The organism is Paenibacillus sp. N22P23 (assembly GCF_059383735.1).
In genome coordinates, this window is record NZ_JBXENT010000001.1 from 2228129 (window position 1) to 2247088 (window position 18960).

Here is an 18960-nt window from a genome sequence, read left to right on the forward strand (position 1 = left end):
ATCGATAAGCAACCAGCGGACTTCCTGCTTACCAGGAAGCGATGCAGCCATCCGTTCTCGGCTCCGTACCACCGATCAAGACGCCATTCGTATCCCGCCAAATAATTTGTCCGCAGCCGTACGCCTTACGATCACGGAGAATTTGAATCTCATGACCTTTTCGCTTAAGCTCCTCGACAACATCAGTCGGCAACTCGCCTTCAACGGCAACACGTTTACCTTCCATCCACTGCCACCTAGGTGCATCGAGCGCAGACTGCGGGTTCTGCTCATCATCCAGCAAATTAGAGATCACCTGCAGATGACCCTGCGGCTGCATGAAGCCGCCCATCACGCCAAATGGGCCGATCGGTTCTCCGTCCTTCGTAATAAAGCCCGGAATAATCGTATGATAAGGCCGTTTGCCAGGTTCCAGCACATTCGCGTGCGCCGGGTCAAGCGAGAAAGAAGCCCCTCTGTTCTGCAAGCTGATTCCGGTTCCCGGTACCACGATTCCCGAGCCGAAGCCCATATAATTGCTTTGGATAAAAGAAACCATGTTCCCTTCCCCATCGGCAGTCGCCAAGTAAACAGTTCCGCCTCTAGGAAGCTGACCCGGTTCGGGCATCAACGCTTCTTCCCCGATCAAGCTCCTTCGCAGCGCAGCATAAGAAGGCGACAGCAGCTGTTCCACACTTGCCTTCATATGGCTTGGGTCCGTAATATAATGCTTCCCATCTGCAAAAGCAAGCTTCAGCGCTTCGATCTGGATATGATACCTGCTTGAGCTCTCATAACCTGAGAGATCCAGTCCATTCAACATATTCAAGGCCATTAAGGCGACAAGACCCTGCCCGTTCGGCGGCAGCTCCCATACATCGTATCCTCGATACGGCACAGAGATCGGGTCCACCCATTCCGGCTGGAACTGTGCAAGATCCGTGCTGCGAAGCAAGCCTCCGCTCTCTCTCGCATACCGATCGATCACCTCTGCCAGCTCGCCTCGGTAGAACGATTCGCCGCTCGATTCCGCAATCTGACGCAGCGTCCTTGCATGATCCGGTGACCGCCACACTTCGCCAGCCCTTGGTGCCCGTCCATCCGGAGCGAAGACACGAAACCACTCCGCGAATGCCGGATCATTCCCGCTTCTCTGCTTATACACCTCATGAGCACGATCCCACTTGAGAGCGAGCTCCGGTGAAACGGGATAACCGCCATCGGCATAATCAATTGCGGATTCGAGCAGCTGCGCGAATGGCAGCTCGCCGAAACGAGCGGATAAACTCGCCCACGCCGCCGGAGCGCCGGGAACGGTCACCGGAAGCCATCCGCTTGATGGCATTTCAGCATCAAATCCGCGCTGACGAACCGCTTCCGGCGTCAATAGCTCAGGCGCTCCACCACTCGCGTTCAAGCCATACATTTGCCCTTTATACCAAACAATCGCGAACGCATCGCTCCCAATCCCATTGCCTGTCGGCTCCACAACCGTAAGGCATGCAGCGGCTGCGATTGCCGCATCAATGGCGTTCCCGCCTTGCTGCAGCACACGAAGTCCTGCTTGTGATGCGAGCGGCTGCGAAGCAGCAACCATACCTTTCTTCGCTACGACTGCCGTTCTTCTGGATGGATACGGATATTCGGATAAATTGAACATGATAGACTTCCTCCTTAGTTGGCGTTACCCATTTCCTGCGACATGGCAATAAGCTTCGTAAGTGTATTCCAATTCCGAACGGTTGCCGGAGGATTCAACTTGTCCACTTGTACGGATAGCTTGGAATCTCGTACACTTTGGCGAAATAATAGGTAAACATCCCTGCCGGCGATTACATACCGATCTTCCTTAAAATCATAGCTCTCTAGCTTCTCTATTTTGTCCGCCTGCGGCGAATCGAGCATCATGGACACATACAGGCATTCCCCTTCGAAAGAAGCTTCCGCTTCCGCAACTTCTTCATCTGAGAATGGCCGATTCGCTGCAATTGCAGCGAGCTCATCTGCTGTGCGAATAATGACTCGAATGGACAAACCAAACTGCCTTTCGATTACCCCCTCTAGTTGCTCACGCAATGTCAGTTCATTCTCATCCGACTCAAACAATATATTACCGCTCTGAATATAGGTTTGAACCCGGGACAACCCAAGTGTAACGAGCGCTTCTCGCAGCTCCGCCATCTTAATCTTGTTCTTCCCGCCGACGTTGATGCCGCGCAGCAAAGCAATGTGAATCGCCATCCATTCATCCACTACTTTCTGTATGATCTATTTTTCAATAGTCTACCATATCAGCCCGTCTGGGGCGTATAGGGTAGGAAGGAATTCATTGACAAATATAAATGAGAACGATTATCATAATCATAGTTATGAAACCATAGGTCAGGAGAAACGCCAATGCTTCCATTCGATCCAACACTAATTGTAAACCGGCATAAGTTTAATTTCGGCGCGCCATCCGTCGGAACGAAAGTATATAGCTTCGAAGGAAACGAGCCTGCTATGCGGATAAGGGAGCTCGTTGACCAATTCGGCTCACAGATTAATGCCCCTGACAGCAAGACGGTCGGCATGTTGTTCTTCAAACGATATTGCGCGTTATTTGCCGGTGCGGTTTATACTTGGCTGCACCATCGTTATCCGCTTGACCTCTCATTCGAGAATGTCAATTTCGTACAAAGTGGAGCTAATGTGAAATTCTATTTGCTCAGCGACGCGCCTGTCTCAGCTATCACGCTGCTGCAGAGTGAGGCAGAACAAGACGAAGCCTACTTGCGTCATCTCTTCCAAGACCATGCAACGCCGGTTATCTCAGCCGTAACCAGTCATACCGGTGTTCCCTTTGCTGGAATGTGGCATACGATTGCCTATTTGCTCGCGCATTGGAAGCAAACCTGGCTGCGCGAGTCCCCCTCAGACGAATTTAATGCACACATCGAACAATGGTTCGAATATGCAACAAGAAAACTTGAGCCGTCATGGCTGCCTGGTCGCGCCGTCAATCCCATGTCCTGCACCTTTCGGGCCGTTGAAGATCCGCTGCACGAAGGCCGCAGTATATTGGTGCGCAGAGCCTGCTGTATGAATTACAGACTCCCCGGCGATGACGATCCTTACTGTTACACGTGCCCGCTTATCACAGACGAGCTTCGTATTGAGAAATTCCTGAAATCCCATGCCGCGAACTAACGACAACCTGCAGACATAAGTAAGGCGGCTCGCTCACGCAAGCCGCTTTATTTATGCATGTACGAACGACGATAACGATAAAGATCTGCCTTTACCATGCGGGATACACATCGGAGTACCGAATAAGGGATCGGGAATAATGTCTGCTTTCATGTTGAAGACCGCATCAATCATGCCGGAAGTCACAACCTCTTCGGGAGGCCCTTCTGCAAAGACACTATGATTCTGAATCGCGATAATATGGTGCGCGTAGCGGCACGCCAGATTAATATCATGCAGCACCATCACGATCGTACGGTTCTCTTTGGCATTCAGCTCAAACAGTAAATCAAGCACTTCAATTTGATGAGTTAAATCCAAATACGTAGTCGGTTCGTCAAGCAGAATGATGTCCGTACCTTGTGCCAGAATCATGGCAATCCATGCACGCTGCCGTTGTCCGCCTGATAAGGAATCGACTGTGCGCTCAGCCAAATCCGTTAAGCCGGTCGTCTGCAAAGCCATTGTGACATGACGTTCATCCTCCTTCGACCATTGCTGAAGCCAGCTCTGATACGGATAACGTCCTTGTTTCACGAGCTGCAGCACGGTCAATCCTTCCGGTGCGGACGGTCCCTGTGGAAGCAGCGCCATCCGTTTGGCTACCTCCTTAGTCGGCAGCGAAGCGATGCTGTCTCCTTCAAGCAGTACATCGCCTTGCTGAGGCTTCAGCAAACGCGCCATCGTCCGCAGCAGTGTTGACTTGCCGCATCCGTTGCTGCCAATCAGCGCCGTAATTTTACCTTTGTCAATTGCGACGTTCAGGTCTTTAAATATAAATTGGTTACCGTACGCTACCGATAACTGACGAGTTTCCAAGGCATTCACGCGGCACTCAACTCCTTCTTTTACCAACGATTGTAAAGGGATTTAATTGATGATGTCAACGCAAATGAAAATCATTATCATAAAAGTATTGAAAATGGTTCTCAACTGAACTAGAATGACTTAGTATTGTTTCGCAGTTCCATATTCTCACTCTTAAGGAGGAATCAGGTTGAAACGCTATTTAGTAATCGCCATTACGGCAGCCGCATTACTTACCGCAGGCTGTAATAATACACCTGGCACAGAACGCTCTCTCGCGGGCGAACAGAACGATAACGGTAAAGTAGTATCTCAAGAAGCAGCACTCTTAGATTCACAGGAAGCCGCGGCAAATGCATCAGAGCCTGACACAGCTCCGGCAAACGACGCCGCCACAGAAGAAGAAGAAGTCGTACCAGATGCTCCTGCCGCATCAGAAGAAGATAAGTCTACTGACCAATCATCAGAAGTGAAAAGTGAATCTCCCAAAACGGACGTAAAACAAGCCGAAGAAAAGCCTGTTCCGCCCAAGAAATCAACGAAGACTGAACAGAAAGCCAAAGAAGCAGAGAAGAGCAACCTCGAAATCAATAAAGCCGTTACGGATTCCATTATGGACGACAGTGCGGATCAGAAGGCAGCAGAGCAGCAAGTTTCCGAAGCATTGAAGAGTTCCATCGTTCAGATCAGATCACAAATTAAAGATCTGAAGCAGCATGCCGAGAACAACGACGCTGAGCAGATGAAAACGGTCTCCGATCAAATCATCACCAGTTGGGAAGCTATGAAAACAGACGTCAAATCAGCGGCTTCCGATATGGTTAAATTTCTTGAAGAGAAAGTCGTGAAGCTGTCCGAACTGAAAGGCGCCGAAACAATCGACCAGACCGCCATGCTGCAAATCGACTATGAGCTGTATCAAGGATTCCGTCAGCTTGCTGATAAAGCAGGCGTGAAATAAATCTGTGTTTGGTAAAAATTGTATTGACGTGCCTAGTAAATTCGTACTATTATTCTCTATGACAATGATAATCATTATCAATATAATCTGAAAGGTTGTGCACTTCCCTCATGATTAAACCCGTATTCCGTACGTTGGCCTTATCGCTTACTTTCATTCTGGCAATCGTTTCTGTTCCGTTCACAGCGGCAGCAGAAACGCCGATTAGCGTCGTCCTTGACGGCAGCAAGCTTTCCTTCGACGTACCGCCGCAAGTCATCAGCGGCTCAACTATGATTCCTTATCGTCTATTGTCCGAGAAGCTGGACGCCAAGCTTGGTTATGATCAAGCATCGAAGAAACTGAGCGTAACTCGCGGCAAAACGACTGTGCAATTGACCATTGGCAGCAATCAAGCCACAATCAACGGCAAATCGGTCACACTCGATGCGAAAGCCGTCGAGAAGAACGGCCGTACACTTGTCCCCCTTCGCTTCCTTGGTGAAGCATTCGGCTTGTGGGTCAACTGGAACAGCAGCACCAAGACAGTCAACCTTGACAGCAAACGCACCATCACACATGCCATGGGCAAAACAACGCTGAATGCCGTACCCAAACGTGTTGCTGTCTTGTTTAACGGCGGCGTCGACGTTTCCCTTACGCTCGGTGTGAAACCGGTCGGTGCTGTTGAGTCATGGGTACAAACGCCTTGGTACCACTACCTCCGCGCGGATATGGCCGGCGTCACAAACCTCGGCAGCGAGCTGCAGCCGAATATGGAAGCAATCGTTGCACTGAAACCGGATTTGATTATCGGTTCGAAAACACGCCACGAGAAAATTTACGATCAGCTCTCTGCTATCGCTCCTACGATCTTCGTTGAAGAAGTATTCGGCTGGAAAGCGAACATGCAGATGGCTGCGCTTGCCTCGAACAAAGAAGACAAAGCTGCAGCATTCATGGCGGACTGGAATAAACGCGTTGCTGACTTTAAATCCAAGATCGGCAGCCGTGCGAATACGCAAGTATCAATCATTCGTTTCCAAGACGACAACACTGCCCGCTTCTATGTAACCGGATTTGCCGGCAATATTCTCGAAGAGGTTGGCTTGCAGCGTCCTAAAGCACAGAAAGTGGATGGCAAGGTTCTTGTGAACTTGACCTCGCAAGAGCAAATTCCACTCATGGACGGGGATGTCATCTTCGATATCACTTCGAGCTACGGTGAAGGCGAAGAGTTCAAGTCACAGCAAGAGTGGCAGAAGAATCCGCTGTGGAAGAACCTTAAAGCGGTTAAGAACAACAAGTACTATAAAGTAAATGACATTACATGGAACATGTCCGGCGGTGCAACTGCTGCGAAAATGATGCTTGACGATCTTTACTTCTACTTCGATCTATAAGTTATAGCACCTCTAATAAGTACGTCTGAGAGAATGGGCCGTCCGGCTCATTCTTTCGTGCGTCATGGGACTGGAGCGACGAGCATGGAAAGGTTGTTTGCCGGGAACCCGGCTAAGGTTACGGGTCTACTACTTGGATTTATTATTTTGGTCCTCTTTATCATTGCGAGTATGGTATTTGGCGCAACTCCAATATCGCTTTCGGATGTCTATCATTCCTTTACTCATTACGACGACTCCTCCAACGAGCAAATCATTGTACAGACATCGCGCGCGCCGAGAGCTTTCGTAGCAGCCGCCATTGGTGCAAGTCTCGCCATTGCCGGATCGTTGATTCAAGGCTTAACGCGCAACCCGCTCGCTGATCCGAATGTGCTCGGCATCAATTTCGGTGCTTCGTTTGCAGTCGTATTTACCGTCACCATGTTGTCTATCAGCTCACTGCCTGTACTTACCGGTGTTTCTTTCCTAGGCGCAGCAGTGGCTGCGATCGCTGTTTATTTCTTGGGATCACTAGGTCGTGACGGCTTAACTCCGCTCAAGATTATACTTGCAGGTGCAGCTCTTAGCGCACTGTTCTCTTCCTTCACGCAAGGCATGCTCGTCCTGGATGAGCAAAGCTTAAATGAAGTGATGTTCTGGTTGACCGGCTCTGTTGCCGGCCGATCCCTCGATATGCTTCAGGCTGTGCTGCCCTTTATGGCTGTGGGCTGGATAGCGGCATTATGGATTGCACGGCATATTAACGTGCTGACAATGGGTGAGGATACCGCGCAAGGACTCGGGCAGCGGACGATCTTCATTAAACTAACCGCAGGGGTCATTATCATGGCACTAGCGGGCAGCTCTGTTGCTGTGGCAGGACCTGTCGGTTTTATCGGACTCATCATTCCTACAATTGCCCGTTTATTTGCCGGAAACGACTATCGCTGGATCATCCCTTACAGTGCCTTGCTTGGCGGTATCCTGGTACTGGCAGCTGATATTGGTGCCAGATTTATCGTCAGACCCGAGGAGCTGCCGGTCGGCGTAATGACCGCCGTAATCGGAATTCCTGCGTTCATCGTGATCGCGAGAAAGGGGATCGTTAAATCATGAGAAACTTCACCTTTATCCGGTTTAATAAGCTTCCGGTCTCCTTCTTCCTACATAAGAAGACGGTCAAGCTCACGATCGGTCTGCTGCTCGCAAGTATTGTCTCCTTACTAGTCAGTACAGCGCTCGGTGATATGCGCATTTCACCAATTAACGTGATCCGCACATTAATCGGCGGAGGAACGGAAGAGTATAAGCTCATTATCAATACGCTCCGTTTACCGCGAATTATCGCTGCCTTTCTAGTAGGCGCTTCGCTTGCAGTAGCTGGCGCTATCCTGCAAGGCATCATACGAAATCCACTCGCTTCTCCGGACATTATCGGCATTACTAGCGGTGCTTCCGTTGCGGCAGTCGCATTCATCAGTTATCTCTCAGGTACACTCAGCATTGCTTGGATGCCGGTCGCGGCTATGGTGGGAGCAGGCATAACCTCTCTCCTTATCTATTTGCTGGCATGGAAGAAAGGCGTCACGCCAATACGCCTTGTTCTAATTGGCATCGGCATTAACTTTCTGCTTGCTTCCGTTACGAAGGTCATGCTGGTAATGAATCCTATCTATACAGCATCACAGGCTTATGTATGGCTCACAGGTACGGTCTATGGGACCGATTGGAAAATGGTATGGACGATCGTGCCATGGGTCAGCGTCTTCATCCCCCTCTCCTTCCTGTTTGCACGTAACGTAAACGTATTGCAGCTTGGTGACGATATTGCCAAAGGCGTGGGCAGCACGGTTCAGCGTCAGCGATTCGTTCTGCTTATGATTAGCGTCGCGCTGGCCGGCGCTGCAGTTTCAATCGGCGGAGCTATTTCCTTCGTAGGCCTGATAGCACCGCATATGACCCGTAAGCTGGTAGGTCCAGCCTTCGGCGGCGTGCTGCCAATCGCTGCATTGATCGGCGGACTAATGGTCGTCCTAGCCGATACGGTGGCACGGACCGCATTCTTGCCTTACGATATTCCTGTCGGCGTTTTTACAGCTGGAATCGGCGCTCCATTCTTTATCTTCTTGCTGTATCGCAATAGAAACGCTTAATCGGTCTCAAAGAAACGATTGCCGGGACAATTTTTTGCAGGTATAATCTTCCATAATAAAGCTTCGATAACCCTTTCCTCTGAACAGGGACGGGTTAGCACATCACATGCTGCTCACCTTGCGGAATAAACGTGCAGGACCATGAGTCTTGCACGTTTTTTTAGTTCAGCACCAATATAACGAGCTGCAACCGGAGGAGTATTGAAGATGTCGATCGTTACAGATGCAAAAGGAAATGTATTGTTGGAAATCAAGGCCGTTCGAGAGGAGGAGCTCCAACGTATACCGTTAGACGCATTCTTAACTCATGCCTTAATTGTAGTAAGGTGTCAAGGAAAGCATCTCTTGATGCTCAACAAGTGGAGGAACAGCTGGGAAATACCCGGAGGTATCATTGAACAAGGGGAGACCCCGAGGTATCATTGAACAAGGGGAGACCCCGAGGTATCATTGAACAAGGGGAGACCCCGAGGGAGTGTGTCATCAGGGAGCTATTCGAAGAAACGAGCCAAACCTTAGACAGAATCACGTTCAAAGGACTCATGAAATTTGATCTTCAACCTAGCTTTCACGGCCCAAGGAGAATCGAGTATGGTGCTTTATTTTATGGGGAAATGGATGACTTAGTTGCCTTTATAGCAAACGATGAAGCCGAATCCATCCTGTTATGGGATGGTTCATCCGACATCGGCTATATCGAAGAAATTGATCAAAAATTAATCGAGCTTGTCTGACCAATCCTAAGGAGTGATAGCTAGTGGAAGCGATCAAACCGAAAATTGAGAATTCATTAACCGTTCTATTGGTATCGAATCTGGAAAAGTCGATGAAGTATTATGAAGAAGCACTAGGGTGTGAAGTCAATGAGCACTGGGCGATTCGGGACAATTTCGGCTTAGGCTTCAAATTAATTCAGGCATCCGATCCAGCAGACGTTAGACCTAACAAGGGAACGTGGAATACTTACGCCTATGTACATACGCACACCGAGCTGGATGCTTTATTTGCCGAATTTCAAGCAAATGGCGCTATTATCGCCTCGAAGCCTCAAGCAACCGAACATGATTGGGGAACTTGGAAGGATTTTTCGGTGCAGGATCTCGATGGCTATGTAATCGGCTTCGGATCGGGGAATAAGAGATAACCAACTCGTTTGCGGTATACCGTACGCCATTAACGCCGAATTCGGTTTGCGTAATGCTGCTGATTACCGGGTATTACACATCCTGCATTCCATAACTAGCAATTACATTACGCATCCTGAATACCGCAGCTAGATTACGCATTCTACATTTCCGCAACTCGCATCCAAAACTCGCATTCCATGCGGCTCAAACAGCTAACGAATCGTAGAGGCCTTATTTTGCCGGATTTCGAGGTTCCGAGAATCTAACGAATCGTAGAGGCCTTATTTCATAGAAATCGACTCCCAAATGGCCATAAACCCGTAATTAAGCCCTGTACGGTTCGTTAAATCTTTTTTCGGACTATTTGGGGGCAAATAAGCCCTGTACGGTTTGTTAGAGCATTTCGCGTTCCGCAACTCGCATGCCGCGAAACTAATACTTTCTAATAATCATAAAAAGACGTGCCAACCGGCACGTCTTTCTCATTATTCACTAGCGATTAGTATTTGAATTTCTCTACAGATTCATTGAGTTTCGCAGCCATATAGGACAGCTCCTGTGAAGATGCAGCCGTCTCTTCCGCAGCCGCTGCGGATTGTTCACTAATTGCCGCAACCGAGCTGATCGACTGCATAACCTCACCTGATGCAGCCGCTTGACCCTGGCTGTCTTTGAAGATTTCCTCGACTTTACTTGAGGTCATCTGTACATTCATGACAATATCGCCAAAGGAATCTCTTGTTTTGGCAAACTGCGCTACACTCTCGCCGACGGCAAGAACGCTCTTCTCCGCGCTATTTTGCATCACTTTAATAATTCCTGCGATTTGCCTGGTCGCGTCTCCGCTTCGTTCAGCCAATTTGCGCACTTCATCTGCAACAACCGCGAAGCCGCGTCCTTGTTCACCTGCACGTGCTGCTTCAATAGCCGCATTCAATGCCAGCAAATTCGTTTGCTCGGCAATATCGTTGATCACACCGCTAATATCGCCGATTTTGCGCGAATCACTCTCCAGCTGTGCCATGTGCCGATTCACTTCGTCCATCTGACCGATGGTCTGATTGATCAGATTCGTGCCTTCCTTCGCGATGTTCACCGTTTCACCAGACAGTGACTTCGCTTCTCTGGCACTTGTCGAAACGGACCGGATCGAGTTATCGAGACTGCCGAACAATTCAGACATGACACCTGCTTGCGCAGCCTGATCTACGCTTCCTTTGGCCACCTCATCCGTACTGATCGTGATCTGTTCAGCGGAAGAAGCGACACCCACAGAAGCGTTCGAAACTTGCTCGATCATGCTGGACAAACCGTCCAGCATACCGTTCATATGTACGGCTAGTTCACCTAATTCATCTTTCGAACGAATTTCGATTCTTGGACGTAAGTCGCCTGTCGACAGTTTCTTCACCATCGCTGTGAGATAGATGATCGGTTGAACCATTCTTGTTGTAAAGGTATATATCGCAACTAAAGCGGCTAACGCGACAACGAGTGCCGTGATCAGCGTAGTGCGCATCATTTTATTGATTGGAGCCATCAGTTCACTCTCTGGAACGGCCAGCATTGTGACAAACCCGGTCTCGGATGCGTACGCATAACCAATTTTTTTCACACCGTCAAATTCATAGGAATAGCTCGTCGCTTTCCCTTGCTTCGCAGATTCAAACGCCTCTGTTAGTTCAGTAATGCCTAGATCAACAACGTTTTTCTGCAAAATATAGGATTCATCCGGATGATAAACAAACATGCCGTTCATATCAAGAAGGACAGCGTAGCCGGTTTCGCCGACTTTCGTATCGCGAAAGATGCTTGTAGCTTCATTAATCTCAATAGCTGAAGAATAAAATCCGTACGTGCTGCCATCCTTGATCAGTGGAGCTGCAATAGGAACTACCAGAATGGACGCATCGACCTTGGATGCTGCAGGAGGTGCGATTGCCGACTCACCTTGTCTCAGCTGCGGAATGTAGGTCCTTCCGGATAAGTCCAAGCTCTTGCCTGTATTCAAGACGGCATTCTTGCCATCCATATCGAGCGAGAAAGCAACACCTTGCGTAAATGCTTTATTCTGAGCCGCAAAACCTGAGACCAGCTTCAACTGGCTCGCTTTGTCCGTGCCAAGCAGCTGCCCGTAGCTTGCAATGGACTCCAGCTTAGTTAGCTCCAGCTGCAAGTTCTTATCGAAAGAAGTGGCAATATTTTCTGTCGTCAGCACCAATTCCTGATCAATCTGATCACGAAACAACGTGGAGTTTGGCAAGAAAAGGGCGATCGACATTGCGGCTACGATGATAATCATGATGAATAGCGTGACCGCTGAGAACCGTGTTGCCAGCTTACGGAATGTGAATAGTTGAAGTGCATGTTTAACCATCTCTTAATTTGCCTCCTACTTGAAGTGTATAGTTTCAGGGTGACTCCCAACTATCTCCAAGTTTAAGCGGTAAATGTTTAAGAAGGTTATGCATAAAAATTAGATCAAAACGAGATTTCATCGAAAAGTTAAGAGAATGTTAGTTTGTAAACTAATTATTTACATAAATATGCAGTGCAGCACGGATAGCTGCACCAGGTATGATAGCTGCACCATGAAGGGGCAATACCGCTTCTAGTGCGGCCAGGCCAAGCAAGATATTGGATTTCCGGCAGCTGTAGCCCATGGTGCCGATCCGCCAAATCTGACCTTTGAGCGGGCCGAATGAGCTGGCGATTTCGATGCCGAAATCGGCAAGAAGCTGACTTCGCACCGCTTCTCCGTCTACGCCTGCAGGAATGCAGATGCAGGTAACGACTGGCATTTTGCAGCTATCCTCACCGTATCGCATTAGTCCCATCGCTTCGAGCCCGGCAACTAGCGCACGTTCATGCAGAAGGTGACGCGCAAACCGCTCCTCCAGCCCTTCTTCCAGCACTAGACGCAAACCTTCTCGCAATCCGTACAGCATCGCTGTCGCTTCGGTATGATGGTTTAGCCGCCGCGGACTCCAGTAATCCTGCAGCTGCGTCAGGTCCAAGTAATTACTGCGTATAAAAGAAGAAGGGTCGGTATCGATGTAGTCCTCCGGACGTATTCCCTTCTCAATCCGTTTGCGCCGGTTTAGCTTCTCTTCAACCCGATCGTTATATGTTATAGGCGCCATGCCGGATGGGACAGATAAACATTTCTGCGTTCCGCCGATTACGGCATCGAGCATCCATGCATCCGTCTCAACGGGAACGCCGCCGATTGTCGCTACCGCATCCACGATAAGCAGAATATCCCGCTGGCGGCATGCTCGGCCAATCGCTTCTAGCGGCTGCATGCGTCCTGTTGATGTCTCGCCATGAACGATAGCTACGAGATTCGGTTTAAGCCGATCGATGGCATCGATTACTTCATCAGGATCAAACACGGTGCCCCACTCCGCCTCCATGGTAACGACTTCTGCGCCGCAGCGTTCCGAGATTTCGGCGAGCAAATAGCCGAAACGGCCAAAGATCGGCACGAGCACCCGGTCTCCGGGCTCGATGAGTCCGGTTAACACTGCCTCAAGTCCCGCTCGGGAAGTACCGTCTATCGGATAGGCCCATCGATTGGACGTTCGGAAGAGCTCGCGCAGCATTTGCATCGTCTCATTCATAAGTGACGTAAACTCCGGATCGAATTGACCGAGCATCGGATAGGAGAGTGCTCGGGATACACGCGGGTCAACCTCGACAGGTCCCGGTGTCAGAATAATGCGAGGTGAGGGAGACAAATCCTTATATCTCTTCATGGGACTCCTCCACATAGGCAAATTGATAGAGCAGTTCGGTTAATACGTCGGTACCGCGTGCAATGGCATCCGGCGCTGTATATTCCAGCGGCGAATGGCTGATGCCGCCTTGGCTCGGGACGAAGATCATCGCACAGTCACATTGCTGCGCGAACAATCCCGCGTCATGGCCGGCCCCGCTGGTGACCGTCATATGCGAATAGCCTTTCGATGCAGCGATGCGAGATATGCGTTCTTGTATCGCTGCATGCATTGGCGCTGGACGCTCGGTCAGCCAGCACGACTTCGATACCGTTACATGATGTTGAGCCGCAACCTCTTCGAAAGCTTGAAACGTCCTTTCACAGAATGAGGTAATCACCTCTTCATCCCGGTGCCGAATGTCCACGGAGAACCGGACATTACCGGGAATGACATTGGCTATATTCGGTAAAACATCAAGCTTACCCACCGTAGCCACGAGGCCGTCCCCTAACTCCACGGCGGTCTTGCGCAGCCAGACGAGCATTTCTGCTCCCGCTGCCAATGCATCTTCGCGGATCGCCATCGGCGTTGTGCCTGCATGCCCGCTTCTACCTTCGATATTCACGAAGTAGCGCCGCTGCCCACAGATCGCATCCACGATGCCAATATCGCAATGCGCCCGCTCCAGCACTTCACCCTGCTCAATGTGCAGCTCCACGTATACACCGATGTCCGTCCTTCTGCATGTTCGATGCGTATCTGGGTCGAATCCTGCCTCCGTCATCGCTTCGCGAAGCGAAATACCATCGGAATCCTTGGCATCCAGCGCTCCGTCGAAGCTTTTGCTGCCTGTAACATTGCCGGATCCCCAATACGCCAGCGGGAAACGGCTGCCTTCTTCCTCACAGAACGACACCACTTCAAGCGTTCGGCGGGGCTGTCCATAGGTTCGCTGCAGCTGCGAAATCGCGGCAATGCCAGCCGCGACGCCAAGAGCACCGTCATAATGTCCGCCGCACGGCACCGTGTCGATATGCGAGCCGGTCAGCACATGTGATGCCCCCGCATCCGTTCCTTCCAACCTGCCATATACATTGCCGACTTCATCGATAGAGACCGAAAGCCCGGCATCGGCCATCATACGGGCAACAACTTGCTGTGCTTGCTGCCAGGTTGAGTCATACAGCAGCCGAGTTATTCCTCCACGCGGATCTTCGCCAATCATCGCGAGCTCTGCCAGCAGCTCCATAGTTCCCTTGCATGCCTTCAATACGGACTCCCCCTCCGCACATTCAAGTCCCCGAATTGCTAGGCCATAGACGCTGACCTCCCGGCCGGTCTCGTTTATCCTCGTCAGCTGCTTCTGCGTTCCTGTTATAGAGGATATTCCCGCGCAGCAGCGTCATGTCTACTTGGCAGCCAAACGCATAGCCCACGTAAGCGCTATGGGGATGCCGATACTTCAAATGCTGCTCAGTAAGTACATAGTGAGCTGCCAAATCGACAATGGCCAAGTCCGCATCCCATCCAAGCGCAATCTTCCCTTTCCTCTCCCCGAAGCCAAACCGTTCAGCCGGCGCGGCCGACATCACTCTAGACAACACGTGAAGCGGTATTCCCCGTTTCAACCCGCCTTCGCTCACGATCACTTCAAGCAAGCTCTGTGCGCCAAGTATGCCGCCCCAAACGCCAAAATAATTCCCATCCTTCACTTCCTTCATCGCAGGCGGACAAGGGGAATGATCGGAAGCGACGAAATCAATGGCGCCAGCTGCCAGCTGCCTCCAGAGCGCTTCGCGCTCGCGATAGGATCGAATCGGAGGCGAGCATTTCGCACCGGCACCGATTCGGATCACATCATCGTCCGTGAAGGCCAAATAATGCGGGCAGGTTTCCGCCGTGACATCGAGCCCCGATCGCTTAGCCTCGCTAATGAGATCAATCGCCTCCGGTGTACTGATATGGACAAAATGCAGCCTGCAGCCCGTACGCTGCGCCATACGCAGTGCTTGCTCCACAGCTTCCAGCTCTGCGGCCGGCGGTCTTGAGTCCAAGTAATCTCGCATGCTCACCTTGCCTTCCGCTTGCTTGGCAGCAGCGAGCGCCGATACAATCGCATCATCTTCCGCATGAAGCGCCAATATCCCGTTAATGGAAGCAATCACTTTCATGCCTTCTTCCAGCGTCTTGTCATCTACATTCAAGAAGCAGCCTTCTCCCGTTTCACCGGGGTAGGACATGAAGGCTTTAAATCCTACCACACCCGCTTCCAAGAGCGCTGATAGATCATCGATGTTGCCAGGTACAAGCCCTCCCCAGACGGCATAATCCACACACGCTGCGGCAGCCGCATCCAGCTTCAACTCAAGTGCCGGCACGTTTACGGTTGGCGGCAATCCATTAAGCGGCATATCAATGAACGAGGTGCAGCCTCCGGCAGCCAGCGCTGCGGTGCCGGTCGCAAAGCCTTCCCACTCTCCAAGTCCCGGCTCGTTGAAATGCACATGGGAATCCACAACACCAGCGAAAATATGCTTGCCCGCTGCTGAGATGACGAGGTTTGCAGCCGATGAAGGAAGATGCGATGCCAGACTCGTTATTCGCCCCTCCTTGATTCCGATATCGAGATTATCGATCCGATCCGGCAGCACGACACTGCCGCCTTTAATGAGGAGATCCCATTGGTTCTCGTGCATCGCTTATCCCTCCTTATCTATGCAGAAGGGCGGCAAACCTCGAATCACTGCTCAAAGTTTGCCGCCCTGCGATACTCACACGGTTAATGTCATATTACCTAACGTTAAATTCTGATAATTTAATATTATCCTGATTATTTCGATATGTCACTGCCTAATTCGCACAACTATTAATATATGCACGCATGTCTGTCATCTATTCTCACATAAAAAAGAAGAGCCGCAAAATGCGACTCTTCTATATGTAAGTTTATTGCAGCAATCCGATCCATTTCCAATAAGGAACGGAAACGATCACAGCCAGCAGCACGGCAATTGCATATCCGAAAGCAACCTTTTGCCCCTGTCGATGACTGAATGCACGCTCTTCGGAACTGAAATAAGCGGTCAAATAAGTAGGAGACTGATAACTGAAGAAGAATGGATCTGTTGAAAGCAAGATAACAAATACCAAAATCCACGGATGAATGCCTGCCTGCTGGGACAATGGGAGCAGAGCCGTCACAAGCAGGATAACAGCCGGATCATCTCTTACAATGAGCGTCACGACAAAGCACAGTACGATAACGGCAGTCAGGAAGAGCGCTGGAGAGCTGATAAAGACCGTCATATTAGAGCCTAGAAAATCAGTCATCGACTCCACGATACCCAGCTCATTGGCCACATTGGCGAAACTAAAGGCGATGCCGAGGAAGATTAAGAAGGTCCAGTCGATGCCGCTAATGAGCGACTGTCTGTCAAGCACGCCACTGATGACCAGAACCGCAAAACCAATCAGCATAATCCATGTGCTGTCTATGCCATGCAAGGGCTGAAGCATCATAAGCACGATGCAGCCGACCACCGTGCAAACCGATATTCGTTCCTCATTCGTCAGCGGTCCAAGCAGCCGGATTTGTTCATCGAGCACTTTACCGGAAACTTGTTTGACCGCGATGGTATTGCCCCGAAACATAAGCGACAAAGCAGCAAGCATCACAACGGCAAAGACGGCAAACGCCGGCAGTGCGTACAGCGCCCATTCCAGCCATGTAACCGGCACAGCGGCTCCAGCCAAACTATATGCCATGACGTTGGTGTAAGATCCGGTTAGCACGAATGGAGCCGTGAACCCATAGAACACCATGGCTGCAAGCCCTAATCCAGCGGCTCCATGGCTGCGATCCTTAAAGCCCATCGACTCCGATAACGTCTGGGCTATCGGAACCCCCAGCGATACTTTGGCGGAAGAGGATGGAATGAGCGGATTCAGCACGATACCTCCCGCTACGATCCCCCAGAGCTGCCCTCTAAAGTGTGGCGGGAATCTTTTTAAAGCATGCAGTGACAGCCGGTATAGAATACCGGATTTCGTGATGACGACGCTGATGGACATGATGAAGATCATATACAGCCACGTGGGCGATGCGAATCCCGATAGAGCCACTTCCGGCTTCACGATGCCTCCAAGTACCCACAGCATCGCCATGCCAAGCGCTACAATATAGTCCGGTATGATGTTCACGATCCATAGAATGACAGCCGCGATTGCGATACCGATGAACAACATCCCTTTGTCGGTCAGGCCGGCAACCGGAGGTATGAAGTTGAAGATCGCAATCATACTGATAGCTACGTCGAGCGCGAGCCACTTTGCCCATTGACTCGGGTTAATCAGGCGGCTTGCCCGCTCCGCGAAGAACAAGCTTTTGCGATTGGACAGCTTCTGCTGCGCAAGCTGATATTCCCGATCCTCATCTTGAATCGCATGAGGCCTGCGACCGGACAAGACCTGAGCCGCAGATTCAGCCAGCTGCAAGTACTCCAGTGCCTTATGCCGATTATGGAGCAAACGACTTAGCTCAGCTCCCCATTCGTATAAGGACATGAGCTGTACAGCAGTGTCATTCAGCGTCCCCTCTCTCACGGCATGTTCGACGATCCGGAGGCCCTCATCTGCCCCATGAAGCATACTTAATCGAACTGCCAGCTCTAGTGCAGGATAGCAGCGTAACAAGACCTCGACCGGACATTCCATCAGCAGCCGGAATATGTCCTGCTCTTGCCGCTCCGATATCGATTGCTGCCTGATTAAGGTGTGAACAACCTTATCCCAGTTGCCCTCATCCTTGTACATAGCCGCTAGAGCAAGCCACTGCTCCTGCTCTGTATAGAAGGCTTGCGCATCCTCGGTCCATTGCCGTTTCTCCTTGTAGCTGTATTGAACAGTTGCCATTTCTATCAATGCCGATTTGGCCTCCGACTTGATTTTGCTCCACTGCGGTTCATTCGCACCCTTATCATCGATCGATAGGAATTTGGTCATGACCGGGTATTGTTTGATCTTCTCTTGAAGAGAGAAACCAAAACGAAGCTCTACCAATTGGTTGTGAATGGTAGCTATATGCGCAGACCACAGCAGAAATTGAACAATCGTCTCCGGCAGCTGCTCCAGTTCTTGCAGAATCCACTGCGTCCTCATTTCCTTGGAATCGCGCAAACGTTCATTCGTATTCATCAAGCGCTGCGAGATGAGTCTAATAAAATACGCTGATATCGTCGGGTGCTCGGTTATAAGTTGGTGGAAGGTTTCCCGATCCAGCTGCATCAAGACAACATCGGTTGTTGCTACCGCCATGGCCGAACGAGCTTCCCCGGTCAGCAGGGCCATCTCCCCGAGCGTGTCTCCTTCGTTCAGAAAAGCCAGTGAATGCCGCATCCCATCCGAACGCGTAAACAGCTCGATCGTGCCGCGGTCGATGATGTACATCGTATCTCCGGGATCTCCCTGTTCAAATAAGGTAGCACCGGCTTGCAGCGACAGCCTCTCCAGTTTACCGAGCAGTTTAGCCAGTTCCATATTGGAGAGCTGCTTGAACATTTCAATTTCAATTAGTTTCATGGTACCTCTTCCCAAACTTTTGACCTAATTCTTCATTCAATC

Annotated in this window: 15 protein-coding genes; 7 read left to right on the top strand and 8 right to left on the bottom strand. The window is 50.5% G+C overall.

Annotated elements, in window-relative coordinates:
• Positions 1-28: 28 nt before the first annotated feature.
• Together AC506A_RS10325 and AC506A_RS10330 are read right to left on the bottom strand one after the other, a co-directional pair.
• Positions 29-1639, bottom strand: a complete 1611-nt coding sequence (locus AC506A_RS10325) for a gamma-glutamyltransferase family protein (protein WP_495460836.1) — start codon at positions 1637-1639, stop codon at positions 29-31.
• A gap of 14 nt (positions 1640-1653) precedes the next feature.
• Positions 1654-2220, bottom strand: a complete 567-nt coding sequence (locus AC506A_RS10330; protein WP_495460837.1) for a DUF1697 domain-containing protein — start codon at positions 2218-2220, stop codon at positions 1654-1656.
• Positions 2221-2376: 156 nt separating this feature from the next.
• On the opposite strand from AC506A_RS10330, the gene AC506A_RS10335 reads away from it, so the two are divergent.
• Positions 2377-3168, top strand: coding sequence for an IucA/IucC family C-terminal-domain containing protein (locus tag AC506A_RS10335; RefSeq protein ID WP_495460838.1), 792 nt, complete (start codon positions 2377-2379; stop codon positions 3166-3168).
• Between the two features lie 51 nt (positions 3169-3219).
• Here AC506A_RS10335 and AC506A_RS10340 read toward each other — a convergent pair whose 3' ends face one another.
• Positions 3220-4035 carry an ABC transporter ATP-binding protein gene (locus tag AC506A_RS10340; RefSeq protein ID WP_495460839.1) on the bottom strand — a complete coding sequence of 272 codons (816 nt, stop codon included), beginning with the start codon at positions 4033-4035 and terminating at the stop codon, positions 3220-3222.
• A gap of 169 nt (positions 4036-4204) precedes the next feature.
• Between AC506A_RS10340 and AC506A_RS10345 the strand changes: the two genes are divergently transcribed.
• The 6 genes from AC506A_RS10345 (at position 4205) to AC506A_RS10370 (ending at position 9636) form a co-directional block, all read left to right on the top strand.
• Positions 4205-4975 (top strand): hypothetical protein, encoded by a 771-nt coding sequence (locus AC506A_RS10345; protein ID WP_495460840.1) that lies wholly within the window; start codon positions 4205-4207, stop codon positions 4973-4975.
• Positions 4976-5085: 110 nt separating this feature from the next.
• Positions 5086-6357, top strand: coding sequence for a stalk domain-containing protein (locus tag AC506A_RS10350; RefSeq protein ID WP_495460841.1), 1272 nt, complete (start codon positions 5086-5088; stop codon positions 6355-6357).
• An 84-nt stretch (positions 6358-6441) separates the two neighbouring features.
• A complete protein-coding gene (locus AC506A_RS10355; protein ID WP_495460842.1) occupies positions 6442-7455 on the top strand; it encodes a FecCD family ABC transporter permease in 1014 nt (337 codons plus the stop codon).
• On the top strand, positions 7452-8492 hold the full coding sequence (locus AC506A_RS10360; protein ID WP_495460843.1) for a FecCD family ABC transporter permease: 1041 nt from the start codon (positions 7452-7454) through the stop codon (positions 8490-8492). The genes AC506A_RS10355 and AC506A_RS10360 overlap by 4 nt, the downstream gene beginning before the upstream one ends.
• Before the next feature lie 422 nt (positions 8493-8914).
• A complete protein-coding gene (locus tag AC506A_RS10365; protein WP_495460844.1) occupies positions 8915-9226 on the top strand; it encodes an NUDIX domain-containing protein in 312 nt (103 codons plus the stop codon).
• A 23-nt stretch (positions 9227-9249) separates the two neighbouring features.
• Entirely contained in the window at positions 9250-9636 is a 387-nt protein-coding gene (locus tag AC506A_RS10370; protein WP_495460845.1) for a VOC family protein, read from the top strand.
• 482 nt (positions 9637-10118) lie between these two features.
• Here the strand turns inward: AC506A_RS10370 and AC506A_RS10375 are convergent, their stop codons facing one another.
• From AC506A_RS10375 to AC506A_RS10395, 5 genes are all read right to left on the bottom strand, one after another.
• Positions 10119-11996, bottom strand: coding sequence for a methyl-accepting chemotaxis protein (locus tag AC506A_RS10375; RefSeq protein WP_495460846.1), 1878 nt, complete (start codon positions 11994-11996; stop codon positions 10119-10121).
• Between the two features lie 151 nt (positions 11997-12147).
• A complete protein-coding gene (locus AC506A_RS10380; protein WP_495460847.1) occupies positions 12148-13377 on the bottom strand; it encodes a pyridoxal-phosphate-dependent aminotransferase family protein in 1230 nt (409 codons plus the stop codon).
• A complete protein-coding gene (locus AC506A_RS10385; protein WP_495460848.1) occupies positions 13364-14611 on the bottom strand; it encodes a Zn-dependent hydrolase in 1248 nt (415 codons plus the stop codon). Before AC506A_RS10385 ends, AC506A_RS10380 begins: the two co-directional genes overlap by 14 nt.
• Before the next feature lie 22 nt (positions 14612-14633).
• A complete protein-coding gene (gene allB, locus AC506A_RS10390; RefSeq protein ID WP_495460849.1) occupies positions 14634-16037 on the bottom strand; it encodes an allantoinase AllB in 1404 nt (467 codons plus the stop codon).
• Positions 16038-16287: 250 nt separating this feature from the next.
• Positions 16288-18918: an SLC13 family permease gene (locus tag AC506A_RS10395; RefSeq protein WP_495460850.1), complete on the bottom strand. Its 2631-nt coding sequence runs from the start codon at positions 18916-18918 to the stop codon at positions 16288-16290.
• Positions 18919-18960 lie beyond the last annotated feature (42 nt).